Origin of the sequence: Streptomyces cyaneus, from assembly GCF_004028635.1 — a bacterium.
GTDB classification, from domain to species: Bacteria; Actinomycetota; Actinomycetes; order Streptomycetales; family Streptomycetaceae; genus Streptomyces; species Streptomyces cyaneus.
Window position 1 is genome coordinate 18,275 of the sequence record NZ_RQJW01000004.1, and the last position, 17,069, is coordinate 35,343.

General features: G+C 72.4%; 13 protein-coding genes. 8 read left to right on the forward strand and 5 right to left on the reverse strand.

The genetic code is table 11. The annotated features are described in order from the left end of the window. The first annotated feature begins 101 nt into the window (after positions 1 to 101). On the forward strand, positions 102 to 380 hold the full coding sequence (locus EHO50_RS45005; protein WP_128430736.1) for a hypothetical protein: 279 nt from the start codon (positions 102 to 104) through the stop codon (positions 378 to 380). On the opposite strand, the gene EHO50_RS15405 is transcribed toward EHO50_RS45005, so the two are convergent. From EHO50_RS15405 to EHO50_RS15425, 5 genes are all read right to left on the reverse strand, one after another. Beyond that, positions 328 to 1,092 carry an SDR family NAD(P)-dependent oxidoreductase gene (locus EHO50_RS15405; RefSeq protein ID WP_128430737.1) on the reverse strand — a complete coding sequence of 255 codons (765 nt, stop codon included), beginning with the start codon at positions 1,090 to 1,092 and terminating at the stop codon, positions 328 to 330. The genes EHO50_RS45005 and EHO50_RS15405 overlap by 53 nt on opposite strands. A gap of 32 nt (positions 1,093 to 1,124) precedes the next feature. Next, a complete protein-coding gene (locus EHO50_RS15410) occupies positions 1,125 to 2,024 on the reverse strand; it encodes an Fpg/Nei family DNA glycosylase (RefSeq protein ID WP_128430738.1) in 900 nt (299 codons plus the stop codon). 219 nt (positions 2,025 to 2,243) lie between these two features. Further along, positions 2,244 to 7,214 carry an ATP-dependent helicase gene (locus EHO50_RS15415; RefSeq protein WP_128430739.1) on the reverse strand — a complete coding sequence of 1,657 codons (4,971 nt, stop codon included), beginning with the start codon at positions 7,212 to 7,214 and terminating at the stop codon, positions 2,244 to 2,246. Positions 7,215 to 7,646: 432 nt separating this feature from the next. Further along, positions 7,647 to 8,591 (reverse strand): hypothetical protein, encoded by a 945-nt coding sequence (locus EHO50_RS15420; RefSeq protein WP_128430740.1) that lies wholly within the window; start codon positions 8,589 to 8,591, stop codon positions 7,647 to 7,649. A 343-nt stretch (positions 8,592 to 8,934) separates the two neighbouring features. Further along, positions 8,935 to 9,363 carry a hypothetical protein gene (locus EHO50_RS15425; protein WP_128430741.1) on the reverse strand — a complete coding sequence of 143 codons (429 nt, stop codon included), beginning with the start codon at positions 9,361 to 9,363 and terminating at the stop codon, positions 8,935 to 8,937. 289 nt (positions 9,364 to 9,652) lie between these two features. Here EHO50_RS15425 and EHO50_RS43995 point away from each other — a divergent pair, with 289 nt between their 5' ends. The 7 genes from EHO50_RS43995 (at position 9,653) to EHO50_RS15455 (ending at position 17,068) form a co-directional block, all read left to right on the forward strand. Beyond that, entirely contained in the window at positions 9,653 to 9,829 is a 177-nt protein-coding gene (locus tag EHO50_RS43995) for a hypothetical protein (protein WP_164904853.1), read from the forward strand. 130 nt (positions 9,830 to 9,959) lie between these two features. Then, entirely contained in the window at positions 9,960 to 10,355 is a 396-nt protein-coding gene (locus EHO50_RS15430) for a lasso peptide biosynthesis protein (protein ID WP_220096447.1), read from the forward strand. A 29-nt stretch (positions 10,356 to 10,384) separates the two neighbouring features. Next, positions 10,385 to 11,803: a hypothetical protein gene (locus EHO50_RS15435; protein ID WP_128430742.1), complete on the forward strand. Its 1,419-nt coding sequence runs from the start codon at positions 10,385 to 10,387 to the stop codon at positions 11,801 to 11,803. A 5-nt stretch (positions 11,804 to 11,808) separates the two neighbouring features. Continuing rightward, entirely contained in the window at positions 11,809 to 12,066 is a 258-nt protein-coding gene (gene adfB, locus EHO50_RS15440; protein WP_128430743.1) for an actinodefensin-associated protein B, read from the forward strand. A 6-nt stretch (positions 12,067 to 12,072) separates the two neighbouring features. Beyond that, on the forward strand, positions 12,073 to 12,864 hold the full coding sequence (locus tag EHO50_RS15445) for a hypothetical protein (RefSeq protein ID WP_128430744.1): 792 nt from the start codon (positions 12,073 to 12,075) through the stop codon (positions 12,862 to 12,864). Then, the gene (locus tag EHO50_RS45010; protein ID WP_128430745.1) at positions 12,854 to 15,112 is read left to right on the forward strand and encodes an alpha/beta hydrolase family protein; all 2,259 of its coding nucleotides are present in this window, start codon (positions 12,854 to 12,856) and stop codon (positions 15,110 to 15,112) included. The genes EHO50_RS15445 and EHO50_RS45010 overlap by 11 nt, the downstream gene beginning before the upstream one ends. A gap of 3 nt (positions 15,113 to 15,115) precedes the next feature. Then, positions 15,116 to 17,068 carry an ABC transporter ATP-binding protein gene (locus EHO50_RS15455; RefSeq protein ID WP_128430746.1) on the forward strand — a complete coding sequence of 651 codons (1,953 nt, stop codon included), beginning with the start codon at positions 15,116 to 15,118 and terminating at the stop codon, positions 17,066 to 17,068. The last annotated feature ends 1 nt before the right edge of the window (position 17,069 follow it).

Here is a 17,069-nt window from a genome sequence, read left to right on the forward strand (position 1 = left end):
GACGCGCCGTGAACACGTTGGCCCGCGCTGCATCCGTGTGCCGTTGGTGCGCCCTCCCGGCGGGTGAACGGGCGGCCTAGCCTCGGGCTGGAGGTGGGTGGATGGCACGGCCGATAGCGCGTTGGGGGGTGGCCCTCGGGTTCGGAACGCTGTGGTGGTGGGCCGTGCTGCGGCTTACGCTGGCGCCGGACGCAGGGGCGCTGGAGGGAGCCGTAGCCGCCGGAGGGTGGGGGTTGAGCCTGCTGCCGGTGCACTGTGTACCGAAGGCGCGGGCCGCGGGCGCCGTCGACCCGCGGCGGTGGGCAGAAGCCTGGCGGGCGGGGCGGGCTACCACGGCATCGCCACACCGCCGTTCGGACGCAGGATCTGCCCCGTCGTGAAGGCCGAGGCGTCGGACGCCAGGTGCAGCACGGCGTGGGCTATGTCCTCGGGTTCGCCGACCCGGCCCAGCGGCGACATCCGGGCCATGAACGCCTCGGTCTGTGTCTGCGCCGCGGTGTCGTGACGGTCGGTCATGGGAGTGCGGATCCAGCCCGGGGCGACCGCGTTGACGCGGATGCCGTGTGGGCCCATCTCCGTCGCCAGCGTCTTCGTCAGCTGCACGACCGCTGCCTTGGCCGCGCCGTAGCAGAGCAGACCGGGACCGCCGGTGTCGACGGCGCCGGAGGCCATGGTGATGATGCTGCCCTGTGTGCGTTGCGCGAGCATCGCGCGCGCGGCCTCCTGGCAGGCGTACAGCACTCCCTTGAAGTTGACGTCCAGGACCCGGTCGAGGTCCTCGTCGCGGGTCTCCAGGACCGTGCTGCTGTGCATGATCCCGGCGACCGCGGCCATCACGTCGAGCCGCTCGCACGCTGCGACGGCTTGGCCGAGATGTTCGCGGTCGGTGACGTCGAGGTGGTGGGTGCGTGCGGTGCCGCCGCTCGCCTTGATCAGGGTTGCCGTGTCGTGCAGGCCCTGTGCATCGCGGTCGGCACAGTGCACCGCGGCGCCGGCCTCCGCGAGAAGGATGGCCGAGGCGCGGCCGATGCCGCTGGCCGCGCCGGTGACGAATGCGGTGCGTCCGGTGAGGTCGTACGCCTTGACGGCCATGAAGGGACGGTACGAGGGTTTCTGACGGGTCGTCAATTGTTTGTACGGTGCTGAGTTCTGCGGCGTGAGGTGGTGGCGGGCGTCGTGCTCGGGGCCGGGCCCGCCTGGCAGTCGGGGCACCAGTAGGTGGGGCGCTCGCGGGAGCCGTCGCCTTGGTCGGCCGCGCGGATCGGGGCGTTGCAGCGCAGGCAGGGGCGGTTGGCGCGGCCGTACACGAAGAGGTCCTGACCGCGGCGGCCCGTCGTACTACGGATCGGGCGGTCGCGGTTGGCTTCCAAAAGCTTCTTGGCGAGTACGGGCAGTTGGGCGGTGTGTTCGGCGGGGAGTGCGCCTACGGGGAGCCAGGGGGTGACGCGAAGCAGGAAGCAGAGCTCGCTCTTGTAGACATTGCCGATGCCGGCGAGGTTGCGCTGGTCCAGGAGGGCCTCACCGAGGGGGCGGGCGGGGTCCGTGAGGAGGTTGGCGAGGGCGCGGTCGGGGTCCCAGTCCGGGCCCAGGAGGTCGGGGCCGAGGTGGCCGACGGCGCGGGATTCCTCGGTGGTGCGTAGGAGGTCCAGGACGGGGAGGCGGTAGCCGACGGCAGTGTGGGTGGGGAGGGTATCTGGAGCGGGGGAGGGGGCGGAGGTGCGGGGCGGGGCGGGGGTGGCGGCGAGGATCACGCGGATCTGGTGCGCGGGGCCGCCGGTCCAGCGCTGCTGGTCGGTGTACACCTTCCAGGAGCCTTCCATCCCCAGGTGCGAGTGGAGTGTCAGGCCGCCCTCGATGCGGGTGAGGAGGTGTTTGCCGCGTGGGGTGACGTCCAGGACGGTGCGACCCGTGAGGTCGACCGTGGCGTACTTCGGTACCCGGAAGTCGGTGCGGGTCAGAGTCTTGCCCGCGAGCGCGGTGTGGAGCCGTCTCGCCGTCTGCCAGACCGTGTCTCCTTCGGGCATGGGTCAAGAGTGGCATGGGGTGGGGCGAGGTGGGGGGTGGTGGGTCTGGTCAGGTCGGGCCTTGGGTTGGGCCGGGCGCCCGGCCGGGGTGTGGGTCGGGTGGGGCAAGGTCGGGGTGTCCGGCCAGCCGTGGCTCGGGTTGGGGCGACGCGCGCTGCGGGCCGGGTCCGGGCGGGGGGGACTGAGGGGACTGAGGGGCATGCCGGGCTGCGGTTGGGGTCAGGCGCGTAGGCGTAGGCCCCGGGGTGTCGCGATGAAGCCTGCTCCTTCGAGGAGGGCGCCTATGGGGGAGGTCAGGGCCGAGGTGCCGTTCACGCGCTCCACCGTGACCGTGCCGAGGGAGCCCGCGCGGGCGGCTGTGGCTAGGGCCTGCGCTGCCGTGTGCAGGCGGGGGTCGTCGGTGGGTTCGGTGTCCGGGGCCGAGGGCCAGGCCAGCAGCGTCTTGCCGCCGCGCTCCATGTAGAGCGTCAGCTCGCCGTCGACGAGCACGACGAGGGAGCCCGCCTTGCGCCCCGGCTTGTGGCCGGCGTCGGTGGGGGGCTCCGGCCAGGCGAGGGCGGCGCCGTACGCGTTCGCCGGGTCGGCGGCGGCGAGGACGACGGCTCGGGTGTCGGCGGCGGGGCGGGTGCGGCTGGAGGCGAAGCCGGGGCCTGAGGCGGCGCCGGGGCTGTGCGGTGGGCCGCCGTTGCGCCAGGCGGGGCCTTGGGGGGTGCGTGGGTCGTGCTGCGGGGCCTCGTCGAGGGGGGAGACATAATCGCCGGGGCCCAGGTGGGCGTCCAGGAAGTCGTGGTCGAGGTCGGGGATGTCGTAGGCGGGGGTGCCGTCGGGGTTGTAGTACGTGGGGGTGTTGCCCTGGTCGGCGGCAGTGGTGCCGAAGCCGTCGAAGTCGCCGTACGTGTCAGGTGCGCCGCTGGTGCTGGGGGTGCCTGGGCCGGGCAGGCTGTCGCCTCGGTCGCGGGCGTTGGCCACCGCGCGGAGGCGGTCGACCGCGCCGTCCATCGCGAACTGGGCGGCGCCGAGCCCTTCGACCACATAGCCACGGCGCGCCTGGCCGCTGTCCTCGAAGGCGGACAGGATGCGGTACGTCGCCGAGAAGCCGCCCTCGACGCCCTCCGCGGTGACCGCTCCCCGGGTCACCACGCCGTGTCGGTCGAGGAGAGTGCGGGCCAGGGCGTGGGCGCGCACGGTGGGGTCGGTCTCGTGCGCCGGGAGCAGGGACCAGCGGCCGGCTACGGTCGGCGGGCCGGTGCGGGAGGCGGGGCGTGCGGCGGCCGTGAGGGAGCCGTAGCGGCCGCGTGGGATGGTGCGTTTGGCTCGGTGGGCGGTGGAACCCGCGGTTCGGCCCGAGCCCAGGAGGGAGCGCATGGGTGCGAGGGTGTCGTTCGTCAGGCGGCCCGACCAGGCCAGGTCCCAGAGGATGTCGGCGAGTTGGGGGTCGGTGACGTCGGGGTGGGTGGTGGCGCGGACCTGGTCGGCGATCTGGCGGAAGAACAGGCCGTAGCCGCCGGACAGCGCGTCCAGGACGGACTGGTGCAGCGCCGTCAGCTCCAAGGGGTGGGGCTGCGGCAGGAGCAGGGGGGCCGCGTCCGCCATGTAGAGGGAGACCCAGCCGTCCTTGCCGGGGAGCGAGCCCGCTCCGGCCCAGACGACCTCGCCGGCCGCGGTGAGCTCGTCGAGCATCGCGGGGGTGTAGTTCGCGACGCGGGACGGCAGGACGAGCTTCTCCAGCGCGGACGCGGGCACGGACGCGCCCTGCAACTGTTCGATGGCGCGGACCAGCCCGTCGATGCCCCGCAGCCCGTGGCCCTTGCCGATGTGCTGCCACTGGGGCAGGAACTGGGCGAGTGCGGCAGGCGGCACCGGCTCCAGTTCATGACGCAGGGCGGCGAGGGAACGGCGGCGGAGGCGGCGCAGCACCGCCGCGTCGCACCACTCCTGGCCGATGCCGGCCGGGTGGAACTCGCCTTGTACGACCCGCCCGTTCGCCGCCAGCCGCTGGAGGGCTCCCTCTGTGACGGCCACACCCAGACCGAAGCGGGCCGCTGCCGTGGCCGATGTGAACGGGCCGTGGGTGCGGGCATAGCGCGCGAGGAGGTCGCCGAGCGGGTCCTTGACCGGCTCGGTGAAGGCCTCGGGGACACCGACCGGCAGGGCAGTGCCGAGGGCGTCGCGCAGGCGGCCCGCGTCCTCGATCGCCGCCCAGTGGTCCGTGCCGGCCACGCGGACCTTGATGGCGCGGCGGGCTGCGGCCAACTCCTTGGCCCAGTGCGGTTCGGCGCCTCGCTCGGCCAGGTCGGCGTCCGTGAGCGGGCCGAGGAGGCGGAGGACGTCGGCGACGCCTTCGACGTCCTTGACACGGCGGTCCTCGGTGAGCCACTGGAGTTCTCGCTCCAGCTCGGTCAGCACCTCGGCGTCGAGCAGCTCGCGCAGCTCCGCCTGGCCGAGCAGTTCGGCCAGCAGCCGTGAGTCCAGTGACAGGGCGGCGGCGCGGCGCTCGGCGAGCGGGGAGTCTCCCTCGTACAGGAACTGGGCGACGTACCCGAAGAGGAGGGAGCGTGCGAAGGGGGACGGCTCGGGGGTCGTGACCTCCACGAGGCGCACCTTGCGGGACTCGAGGTCGCCCATGAGCTCGGTCAGTCCCGGGACGTCGAAGACGTCCTGGAGGCATTCGCGGACCGCCTCCAGGACGATCGGGAACGAGCCGAACTCGCTGGCCACCTGGAGCAGTTGGGCGGCCCGCTGGCGCTGCTGCCACAGTGGGGTGCGCTTGCCGGGGTTGCGGCGCGGCAGCAGCAGCGCGCGGGCGGCGCACTCGCGGAAGCGGGATGCGAACAGGGCCGAGCCGCCCACCTGGTCGGTGACGATCTGGTCGACGTCGCCCTTGTCGAAGACGACATCCGCCGCGCCGACGGGTGCCTGGTCGGCGTCGTACTCCAGGCCGGCCTTCGTCGGCTCCTGGTCAAGGAGGTCCAGGCCCATGAGGTCGGCGTCGGGCAGGCGCAGCACGATGCCGTCGTCGGCGTGCATGACCTGCGCGTCCATGCCGTAGCGCTCGGAGAGCTTCGCGCCGAGGGCGAGGGCCCACGGGGCGTGCACCTGGGCGCCGAAGGGGGAGTGCACGACGACCCGCCAGTCGCCGAGTTCGTCGCGGAAACGCTCGACGACGATCGTGCGGTCGTCCGGGACGTGGCCACAGGCCTCGCGCTGCTCGTCCAAGTAGGAGAGGACGTTGTCGGCCGCCCAGGCGTCCAGGCCCGCGGTGAGGAGGCGGAGGCGGGCGTCCTCCTTGGACAGCGAACCGACCTCGCGCAGGAACGCGCCCACCGCGCGGCCCAGTTCGAGCGGGCGGCCCAGCTGGTCGCCCTTCCAGAAGGGAAGCCTGCCGGGTACGCCCGGGGCGGGGGAGACCAGGACGCGGTCGCGCGTGATGTCCTCGATACGCCAGGAACTGGTGCCGAGCGTGAAGACATCCCCGACGCGGGACTCGTAGACCATCTCCTCGTCGAGCTCACCGACCCTGCCGCCGCCCTTCTTGGGGTCGGCTCCGGCGAGGAAGACCCCGAAGAGGCCGCGGTCGGGGATCGTGCCGCCGGAGGTGACGGCCAGTCGCTGGGCGCCGGGGCGGCCGGTGATCGTGCCGGCGACGCGGTCCCAGACCACGCGCGGGCGAAGCTCCGCGAAGGCGTCGGACGGGTAGCGGCCGGCGAGCATGTCGAGGACCGCGGTGAAGGCGGATTCGGGGAGGGACGCGAAGGGGGCGGCTCGGCGGGCGGTGGCGAGGAGGTCGTCGAACTGCCAGGTGTCCATCGACGTCATGGCGACGAGCTGCTGGGCGAGGACGTCCAGGGGGTTGGCCGGGACCCTGAGGGACTCGATGGACCCGGTGCGCATTCGTTCCGTGACCACGGCCGCCTGGACGAGGTCGCCGCGGTACTTCGGGAAGACCACGCCTGTGGAGATGGCGCCCACCTGGTGTCCTGCGCGGCCGACGCGTTGGAGGCCGGAGGCTACGGAGGGGGGTGATTCGACCTGGACGACGAGGTCGACGGCGCCCATGTCGATGCCCAGTTCGAGGCTGGAGGTGGCGACGACCGCGGGGAGGCGGCCGGCTTTGAGGTCCTCCTCGACGAGGGCGCGTTGCTCTTTGGAGACCGAGCCGTGGTGGGCGCGGGCGATGACTGGTGGCGCGCCCTGAGCCGCGCCGGAGCCGCCCATGAGCTCGGCCGGGGCATGGTGCTCGTCCAGGGTTTCGCCGGTGGCCCGCTCGTAGGCGATCTCGTTGAGGCGGTTGCAGAGACGCTCCGCGAGGCGGCGGGAGTTGGCGAAGACGATCGTGGAGCGGTGGGCCTGGACGAGGTCGGTGATCCGCTCCTCCACGTGCGGCCAGATCGAGGGGCGTTCCGCGCCTTCGGAACCGTCGGCGACCGGGGAGCCGCCGAGTTCGGCGAGATCTTCGACGGGGACCACGACCGAGAGGTCGAACTCCTTGCCCGACTTCGGCTGGACGATCTCCACCTTGCGGCGGGGGGAGAGGTAGCGGGCCACCTCGTCGACCGGGCGGACGGTCGCCGAGAGGCCGATACGGCGGGCCGGCTTCGCAAGGAGCTCGTCCAGGCGCTCCAAGGAGAGTGCGAGGTGGGCGCCGCGCTTGGTGCCCGCCACCGCGTGCACCTCGTCCAGGATCACCGTCTCGATGCCGGTCAGGGCGTCGCGTGTCGCTGACGTCAGCATCAGGAAGAGGGATTCCGGGGTGGTGATCAGGATGTCCGGGGGGCGGGTCGACAGGGCTCGGCGCTCTGCGGCGGGGGTGTCGCCCGAGCGGATGCCGACCTTTACTTCGGGCTCGGGCAGGCCCAGGCGTACGGATTCCTGGCGGATGCCGGTCAGGGGGCTGCGGAGGTTGCGCTCGACGTCTACGGCCAGGGCCTTGAGGGGGGAGACGTAGAGGACTCGGCAGCGCTTCTTGGCGTCGGCGGGTGGGGGTGTGGAGGCGAGCTGGTCGAGGGCGGCGAGGAAGGCGGCCAGAGTCTTGCCGGAGCCGGTGGGGGCGACCACCAGCACGTCCGAGCCCTCGCGGATGGCTTGCCACGCGCCTGCCTGGGCTGCGGTGGGCGCGGAGAACGCCCCCGTGAACCAGCCGCGGGTCGCGGGGGAGAAGCCGTTGAGGGCTCGGTGCGGTTTGCTGACCATGCGTCCATCCTGCACCCGGGGACTGACAATGGGGCTGAGCTGGGGAAATGTCGTCGGCTGGTGGGTGGGGTGGGGTGGGGTGCCTTTCGGTGCCTGCGGCGGCCCGTGCGGGTTCGGTGGGGGTTCGCGTAGCGCCTTGGGGTGCGTTGTGGGTCGGGGCCGCGCCGGGGGGTGTCCGTCCTCGGTCGGGCGGTTGCTGTTGGGCAAGAGGTGCTGTTTCTTGACGCCCGCCGCTGCGGGCGGACACCCCCCGGCGCGTTCCCTTGCCGTCGTACGCGGCCGCCGCGCCGCCGGGGGTGCACCCTCGGCAGCCCGTCGCCGTCGTTGCGGGAACGGAGGTATGGGAGGGGGCAGGTGAGCGGGCGCGGTACTGGTGGTACGCCGAGATGCCCGGGCCGGGGGGAGGGTGCGGGACATGGGTGGCTGAGCGGGTCAGCCGATGCGGCGGCCGTATGACCTGAGCGTGCTCAGCGCCTCGATCGTCACCATGGGGCGGGCCTCCAGGGCGGTGCCCGGCGCCCACTGACGCCAGTTGATCGGCCAGCCTCCGTCCTCCTGCTGCTCGCCGGCGAGGTGGTCGAGGGAGCGGCTCATCTCGTCGTCCGTGAACCACGCGCGCGCGAGGGAGTGGGGTGTCCGCGCGTAGTCGTGCGGGAAGTGGTGCTCGCCGGGGGCGTAGCCGGGTGGGACCGGGTACGTGGTGAGGTCGTCCGGCTCCAGCGCGGCCAGGCGCTGTTCGCGCACCAGGCGGCCCAGTCGGTCGGCGGCTGCTTCCGCGCGCGTGCGGTCGGGAGCGGAGTCCAGGAAGGCCACGGCGGCCTCGATCTCGTACGGATGGGACTTCTCCAGGGATTCGACCGCCTGCCAGCAGAAGTCCGTGGCCCGGAACAGCCAGGCGTGCCAGACCTCGTTGCGGTGCAGCAGACCGACCACCGGCCCGGTGGCCAGGAGTGAGCTGGGCGGGTCGTCCACGATCGGGATGAAGGGGGCCGCGGGGTAGCCGCGCTGGCTGGGATGGATCGCGGGGAGGGCGCCGTCCGCGGTGGAGATCGAGGTGAGGTAGCGGCATACGCGATCCACGCGCTGCCCACCGCAGCGTTCGATGGCGTCCAGGACGTGCAGTGCGTGGCCGGTGTGCAGTGGCTGGCTGACCGGGCCGCGCAGATCGGGCTCCAGCGCGTGGCCGTACCCGCCGTCCTCGTTGCGGTAGGCGTCCAGCGCGGTCTCCACCGCGTCGGCGGCGCCGTTCAGGAAGTGATACGCGAACAGGCGCTGTTCGAGCACGCGCGCGGTGAGCCAGACGAACTGCTCGGCGCGGAAGAGCGGGGAGTGCGCCGGGGGCGTCGGGGGGAGTGGGGAAGCTCCTGTTTCGGCCATGCGTCAGACCGTAGGGCGGAAAGCGGTCTCGGCAAGCGGTCCCGGCGCAGGCCCACTCTCAGGGGCGGGATACCGGACGCATGCGGTTGACGGTCAGCAGGAAGACAGGCGTGGTGGGGGCTGTGGGCTCGGGATGAGGTAGGCCTGCGGTCGGCCCATCGGTTCATCGCCGGAAACGATCTTCTCTTGCGCCAGGTACGCGCTGGTTGCGACTTCCGCGAGTGCCCCATGACCCCTCGTCGTCTCAGCCGATCTGGCGGACCGGAGCAGCTGGGCGCCGCCTGCCCGGCTTCCCTGGCCTGGGCCCCTGCTTGGCGCTCGGGTGCTTGCCGAGATCGGCCGCCTATCTCGCCTTGTCCAGCAGGGCCGCGACGAGGGTGGCGGTTTTCTCGCCCGCTCGCTGCTTGATCAGACCTTCCTTGGCAGCTGCGCGAAGCCGGACCTCCGAGCCGTTCTGCCCGCCCTTCGACACCAGCGCAGTCACCACTACAGGATTCATGCCGCCGGCACCGCCGCACGCAACGACACGGATGGTCTGTTCGTCCCTGCCAGGGGCAACCTGCATGTTCGCGACCGCTCGCCCTACCTGATTGAGCATGCTGGAGACGTGCTCCACGGCGTCGTTGAACGGCAAGGGGATGACGAGGTCGATCTCATGGACGTTCTTCCTCATGAGCATGGCCACCCACCGGACCAGGCGACCGCTGCCCCCACTCACAGCACCCAGAGCCGCAAGCTCATCAGCCAGGATCTGGTCCTCACTCTGGTCCACGCGCCCCCCATACGACTCGATCGCTCTCTGGCCCGCCGCCGGCGTCCCGGACAGTCATGGACACAGTGCCTCACCCCCGAACGGATAGGCAACTGCCTCCCTGGCAGCAGGTCATGCAGGGCCTGTTCTTTCACGGTTCCAAATTCCTTGAAATGCTTGAGTAAATAGATTCTTTATGCGGCATCGGCGAATCTCCGAAAGAGTCTTGAAGGTCACTTATGAATGTGGTTCCGTCTGATTCAAGAGGTTGGCCGACCGGTCATCCGTTAATCCCGAGTTGGGGGATGTCATGTCTGTGACGTCACTGTCCGAGCGACTCGCCGGCAATGGACTGCAGCAGCATCTGCACGCGGAGGCGACGGCTGTGGAGGAGGGCTGCATTCCGCGCTATGAGGCGTGCGCCTGGGACTCTCAGTGCTGCCACGGCCTGATCTGCGAGTGGTTCCACTGCTACCTGCAGGGCTGACAGCCGGCGGATGAATGCCCCCGTCGGGGAGGTGGACCCGGAACTGGTCCACCGCCCCGGCGGGGTCGGGACGACCGTGAGGGGGCGCGACGGCCCCACTCCACCACCGCGGCAGCCTGGGGGCAGCGAAATGCTGAGACTGTGGAAAGCGGCGCGGACGGCACGGGAGTTCGTGTTGTCCGCCCGGCGTGACGGCGGTACATACGAACTGGAATGGCCACACGTGCAGCGGAAATTCGGTGCGGCAGCGCGCGGCGCGCCGTCCGCAGTGGCCCGGCTGCGAATGGCCGAAAGAATACTCATGGGTTTCCTCGACCCGGTCGAGGATGCATTGTTCGTGGCCGCTGGCCTGATTTCGCTCGGATATCCGGCCTCCTTTCATATCGGCCGGGAAACGGCCCCGGTCGTGGCACCGGGGGGCTTCTACGCCTGGGTGCAGTGCGCCGGCGCCGTGGTGAGCACCTCGCTGCCCGTCCGGGAGGAGTACACCGAGGTGCTGCGCGCAGGGGAGGAAGCATCGTGCTGAAGGTCGTGACCACAGACCGTCACGATGCCGTGACCGCACCCGTGGGCCCCCGGGGCTTGGCGCTTGAACGGCGGGAGATCGGCGAGAAGGATGTGTACTACCGCGTCGGTCCCGGGCGGCTGGAGTGGAGCGAGGACCCCGCGGACCTCGCCGGTGGAAGTGACGGGCAGCCGCCCGACAGGCACCTTCCCGCACCGGGCACCCTGCTTGCCCTGGTCCACGGTCTGGCTCCGCCCCCGGACGCCACACCGCTGCCGGGGGTCCGCCGTCTGGCGCTGGGCACAGCGGTGCACGTGGGCCCCGATGGGGTCACCGTCTCCCGCCGACGGCCGCCCCTGCCGGCCGAGTCGGGCAGTCTCCTGGGGGCAGTCGCCGACGTCTTGGCCGCTGCGCCCGACGACTATGCCATCGCCTACGGCGGTGGGCTGTCGTCCGCCTTCCTCGCGGTTGCCGCGCTGGCCGTCGGCCACCGACCGCAACTGGTCCACGCCGACCTGGGTCTGCCCGGCTTCCGCCCGGCCCCTGCTCCCCTTCGCGGGCTGGACGTCCGCCGGGTACCGATCGACGTGTTCGACCTGCTCGACCATCACCGGGCACCCCTCGGCGGATTGACGCCGACCCTGCCCGACGTGGAGTTCCCCCGCAGGCTGGCCGCCGCTCTGTCCTCCGCGGCAGGACGGCCGCTGGCTTCGGCCGCGCTCCTGGAGGACCTGGCCGCCGCCAAACTGTCGGACCTCGACATGGGATACCGCGACTGGCGGCTCCTGACCTGCGAACCGTTCCACCTCTCCGGTGTGCTGCCCTCCCTGCGGGAGGCCGCCGACCTGCTGGCGCAGGGCGTGGTGCGCAGCGATCGGCCCGACGCGGGCGTCCCTAAAGACGCCCAGCCTCTCGACGGGCCTCCTCCGCCTCCCCCGCTGGGCAGGCGCGACCTGCCGGTGATGACGCCGCAGGGCCGCGTCGCCCTGCAGACCACCCAGCAGGCATCCCTGTCCGTCTGGAAGGACCATCTGGATTTCCTGGGCCCGCTGCTGGGCCGCGCCGACGCCGGGGTGACCGAACGGGTGCCCCGGGACAGCCTGGTCCTTCCGGCCCTCGAACCGTCGGTGCTGGGGGCACTGGAGGCCCTGCCCCCCGAACGGCTCGGCCGCGTCTCCCGGGGGCTGTTCCGCAACAACGGGCCGCTGGTCGCGGCGGTCGCCCGGCATCGGGTGCGTGGGCTGCGACGCGCCTCGTCGTCGTTCGACCTCAGGCTCGCGGCAGCCGCCTATCTGCATCGCGAACGCGCCAAGATCATCGATGAGCTGGAGCGGGAGAGCGCCCTGGCGGACATGGGGATGATCGACCCGGGCGCGGTGGCCGGTCTGCTGAGGAGCGGCCCCGGCCGCGCGGACCACGCCCTGCCGCTGCTCCGACTGCTGTGGATCGACCGATGGCTGAAGGGCTGACCGCCATGACCGCTCCCGCAAGGCACCCCTCCGGGCGCTTCGTCCTCGGCCCCGGAGTACGACTGACCTGGCTCCCCTTCGGGGGCGCGGTCCTGCTGAACGAAAAGACCCTCGCCCTTGCCGAATGCGTCGAGGAGGACGCCGCGGTGATGGAGCGCCTGTTGGCGGGCGAACGGCCCGACCCCGGCGACCCGGACGTACGGCGAGTGGTCCGCGACCTGTTGACATCCCAGTGGCTCGTCGTCACCGACGAAGCGAAGTGAGGTCCCATGCCATCCCGACTTCCGCAGGCGGCGCTGGCCGCACTGGCCGGACCGCTGCTCGTCGGCGGTGCCGCGAAACTCCTCACCCCCGCGTCCCGGCTGGCGTGGCCGTACCGCAAAGGACCCCTGCGGGCGCCGCTCGGGCCCCGTCTGGCGGGCGGTGCGGAACTCGCCGCGGCGGCCTCGCTCGTCCTGCTGCCCGGCCGCGCGGCTCCGGCCGCCGCCGTCGTCACCTACGGCACGCTGACCGCCGTGGCACAGTCCCTGGACGGACAGCGCTGCGCGTGCTTCGGAGCCGCCCGCCTGGCGACCGTGGGCCGAGCGCACATCGGTGCCAATGCCCTGGGCAGCGCCGTGGCGGCCACTCTGCTCGCCTGCGAGCTGCCTGCCCGGCCCCGGCTGCGCGGGGCGACCGCCGCGCTGGCCGCCACCGTGACGGCGGCCGCCGTACTCTTCGCCGACCGGCAAAGGGCACAGGGGGCGGCGGATGCGGTGGAACGCTGCGAGCAAGCGGTGGCCGCCGTACGGCTGTACGTCTCGGACAACTGCCCCGCGTGCCGGGCGCTCAAGCAGCTGCTCGGTGCGATGGAGCCGGTGCGCCAGGACCGCGTCACCCTGACGGTGGTCGGCAGCGGCAGCGAACTGCCGCCGGAGATGGCGGACATGTCGGTGCCGTGCGCCCTGCCGGTCGACGCGGCCGGCGGCCCCGTCTGCTCGCCGGTTTCCGGGATCGGGGCGGTCAAGGCCCTGATCGACACCGTCGTCATCGCCGGGGCGGACGCGCCGCATGCCGCCTGAACCTCTGGGGTCCGCCTCCCTCGCCCGGCCCGGCGGAGCCGCACACGACACCGTGCTCTTCCGGCCGGATCTGTCCGTCTGGGCCGTACTCGGCTCCGCCGAACGGCCTTCCGTGGCCGACCACAACCCCCGGACCGTCCACTGGCGGGACCTGCCGGTGGATCCCGGCCTGGCCGGTGTCGCGCCGGCACGTGCCCGGCACGCCGACGTGGTGATCGGCGGCGTGCCAGGATCCCCTCCGTGGCGGCTGCCGCTGCGGACGGTCCTGTCCGCAGGGCTCGCCTGGCATCCCCGACTCCCCCTCGTCGCGGGCCTCGTCCAGCAGGGCGAGGGCCTGCATCCATGGAGCGCCGACTACGCGACCCGTCGGCTGACCGTCCACCAAGGCGTGCGGGCCGCGCTGTCCCTGCTCTGCCGCCGCCCGGGCCGATCGGTCCTCGCATGGTGCTCGGACGGGCAGTCGGCCCTGCTTGCGCTGCCTGCTCTCGTGGCGACCGGCCCGCCGGACGAGGGCGGCCAGGACCGGGCGTGGAGTCCCATGGTGTACGAGGCCGCAGGACCGGGTCATGTCGCCTTCGTCCCCGGTCACGCCGAACTCCTGCGCCTGGCCGGCGCCTCGGTGTCCGTGGTCGACCCGGTCACCGGAGCCCTGCGCACGCTGACCCCGCCGTTGCTCGTGGGAGGCCTGGAATCCTCTCCGAGCGGACGGCGACTGCTCGTCGAGCACAGCACCGCGGCCGACAGCGGCCCGGCGCAGCGGCCGCCGGAGCCCGGCGACGGGCTCGTCTGGTCTCGCGCCGTGCTGCGGACCGACAGTGGCTCTTGGGCGGCCGTGCCGGCAACCACCCGCTGGGCCACGGGGCACGACGGGGACACGACGGCCGCGAGCACGGTCGTCGCGGGGGGCACGGCGATCGAGTTGCACACGCTGCCCGACGGCGAAGGTCCCCCCGCGGCCGAGGAGCGGGGCGCGACTGCCGGACTGACGGTCACTCACGAAGTCGACGACCCACCCGTGTGGTGGCACTGCCTGACAGTGGGCGGCGAGCCGGCCGTCGTGAGCCGCCACCGCGCTTCGCTCCGCCTGCGCACGGGTGCGGACGACCTCCGCGTGGCGCTGCCGCGGGCACTCGGCAGGCTCGGCCCGGCGGCGGCCGGTCCCGACGCGGCAGGGGTCGTCATCTCCTGTGTGCGGGACGGCCGGGCGGGGTTCCTCCGGCTGGACCGTGGCGAGCCGGTCGCCCGCATCGCGGTCGAGCCACCGGGGGAAGGCGACGACGCCCCCCTCGAAGCCAGCTGGGCCACGGTCGAAGACGGCGTCCCCCGCCTCATCACGCGTCGTGCGGGACGCTTCGCCCGCCACGAGCTGTGCGGCCTGCGCCTCGACCCGGTGCACGGGACCGTCCCCCCGCCGGTGTGTCCGGCGCCGTCCCGCACCCGGGGTCGAGCCGCGCCACCCGCGCTGGTCCTGGCCCCGCCGCCGGGAGGGGAGAGCCCCCGGCTGACCCACGTCGACGGCCCGGCCCCAGGAGCGCGGGCGGCGGCGCAGCTGCTGTGGATCCAGGTACGCCGGAGCACCGGCACACCGACGGGTGGCGCAGCGGTGGAGGGTGGCGCAGCAGCGGACGGGGGCGCCCCCGTCCATCTCACCGGCCTGCGGTCGCGCACCTGGCTGCTCGATCTCCCGCTCGTGTGGACGGCCGACGTCCGGCCGGACGCTGTCCGGCAGCAGATCGTCCATGCGGTCGATCAAGCCGTGGCGATCCTGCGGGAACGGCCCCCGCGGGGCGGCCCCGTCGTTGTCGGCGGCCACAGTTTCGCCGCCACCGTCGCCCTCCACGCCCTTGCCCACTGCCCGTCACTGGCGGGCGCGATAGCGCACAGCGGGTGCTACAACCGGACGCTGACGCCGGAGGGTTTCCAGTACGAGCGGCGTAGCTACTGGCAGGTTCCCGAGCTCTACCGGGCCTTCAGCGCCCTCGACTTCGCCGACCGCCTGACCCGCCCGGTGCTGCTCGTCCACGGCCTCGACGACACCAACGCGGCCACCCCGCCGGAGCAGGCGGTGGCCCTGTACCGCGCCGTCGTGGCCACCGGTGGACGGGGCCGGCTTGTTCTCCTGCCGTACGAGGGACACAACTTCCGCCACCGCGAAAGCCTGGAGACCGTGGCACGGGAGCACGACGCATGGCTGGCGGCCTGCGTCGCACTCTCCGATCACCGGGCGGAGAGCCTGGAAAGGACCTGACCGATGGCACAAGTCGACGCGGAGCACCCTGACGGCCTGGACACGACCTCGGACGAGACCGGTGAGGAGGCACGGATCAGCACCGCCGACCTGATGCGGGCCAGCGCGTACATGGTGCGTATGGCATGGCGGGCGGACCGTTCGCGGCTGGCGGGCATTGTCGCGGTGCAGTTGCTGACGGCGGCGGGCCTGGCCGCGCTGGTGCTGGTGCTGCGGGACACGCTGGGAACGGCGTTCTCGCCCGGCGGCGCGGGCGGCCCTTCGGGGGACGGACTGCTCCTCGCGCTGTGCGGGCTGGTGATGCTCACGTCCGCGGGCGGCATTCTGCGTACGGTCGCGAGCGGCTGGCAGCGGATGCTGACGGTGAAGACCGACCGGCACATCATGGCCGCGGTGCTGCGGAGTGCGGCACGGTCGGACCTCGCCCGCTTCGAGGATCCGGCGTTCCATGACCGGCTGCAACAGGCCGTGTTCGCGTCGCGGTCCCAGCCGGTGATGGTGGTGACGGCCCTGATCGGCGCGCTCCAGGCGCTGTTGAGCATGGCCGCGGTGGGAGCCGCGTTCGCCGTCATGACCTGGTGGCTGCTGCCGTTCACACTGCTGGCCGTGCTGCCCGTGCTCAAGGCGGCCCGCGATGAACGGGACGCCGACTACCGTCTGCACGGGCAACTGGCGGAGGGCCGCCGGGCGCGCGAGTACCTTGAGCACCTCCTGGCCGGGCAGGACGCGGCCAAGGAGATCCGCGCCCTGAACCTGGGCGACACCCTGCGCGACCGCTGGAACAGCGGCTACGCCCGGGAAATCGCCAGTACGGCCGAGATGCAGCGTCGGCACACCTGGCGCAAGGTGCTCGCGCGGCTGATAGGTGATGTCCTCTTCGTCGCCGTCATCGGCGGTATGTGGTGGACGGTACGCAGTGGCGGCGTCGCCCTTCCCACGGCGCTGGCCGCGCTGGCGGCGTTGCTGATGCTCGCCACCCGCGTGCAGATGCTCGGCTACCTCTTCAACAACATCGGCGCCTCCGCCGCGTACGTGAAGGACATCCGCACCTTCACGCGGGACGGCGACGGCACCGATCGCGGGCGCGCTGCCGCGGTGCTGGACGACAGCCGCTCTCCGGCCTCGCCGCCCACGCGGCCGGCCTTCTCCTCCCTGCGCGCCGACAGGATCTCCTTCACCTATCCGGGCTCCGCCGGGGCCGCGCTGCACGACGTGTCGGTGGAGCTGGGGGCCGGCGAACTGATCGCCGTCGTGGGAGCGAACGGCTCGGGCAAGACGACACTGGCGAAGATCCTCGCCGGCCTGTACGAGCCCGACGGCGGATGCCTGCTGTGGAACGGGCTCGGCGAGTGCCGCCCCGAGCTGCGGCGGGCCGCGACGGCGATGGTCTTCCAGGACTTCGTCCGCTTCAAGCTTCCCGCTCGGGACAACATCGCCTTCGGCCGTCCCGAGGAGCCCGCGGATGTGGACGCCGTCGCCGGTGCGGCGGCCGAAGCGGGGGCCCGCGCCGTCATCGAGGGGCTTCCGCAGGGCTACGAAACGGTCCTGAGCAAGGAGTTCAGCAACGGCGCCGACCTGTCGCTGGGCCAGTGGCAGCGGCTGGCCTTGGCCCGCGCGTTCTACCGAGACTCGCCCTTCGTCATCCTGGACGAGCCGACCGCCTCCCTCGATCCGCAGGCGGAGGCCGATCTCTTCGGCCGCATCCGCACCCTGTTCGCCGGCCGGACGGTTCTGGTGATCTCCCACCGGTTCTCCAACGTCCGGGACGCCGACCGGATCTACGTCATGGAGTCCGGCCGGGTCATCGAGCAGGGCACCCACGACGAACTGACCGCGGCCGACGGCACCTACGCCCGGCTGTTCAGGCTTCAGGCCGAGGCGTACCAGCACGGTCGGCGCGGTCAGCGCCGCAAGGGGCCGGCCGACGGAACGGCCGCGGTTGCCGCACTGCCCTGAG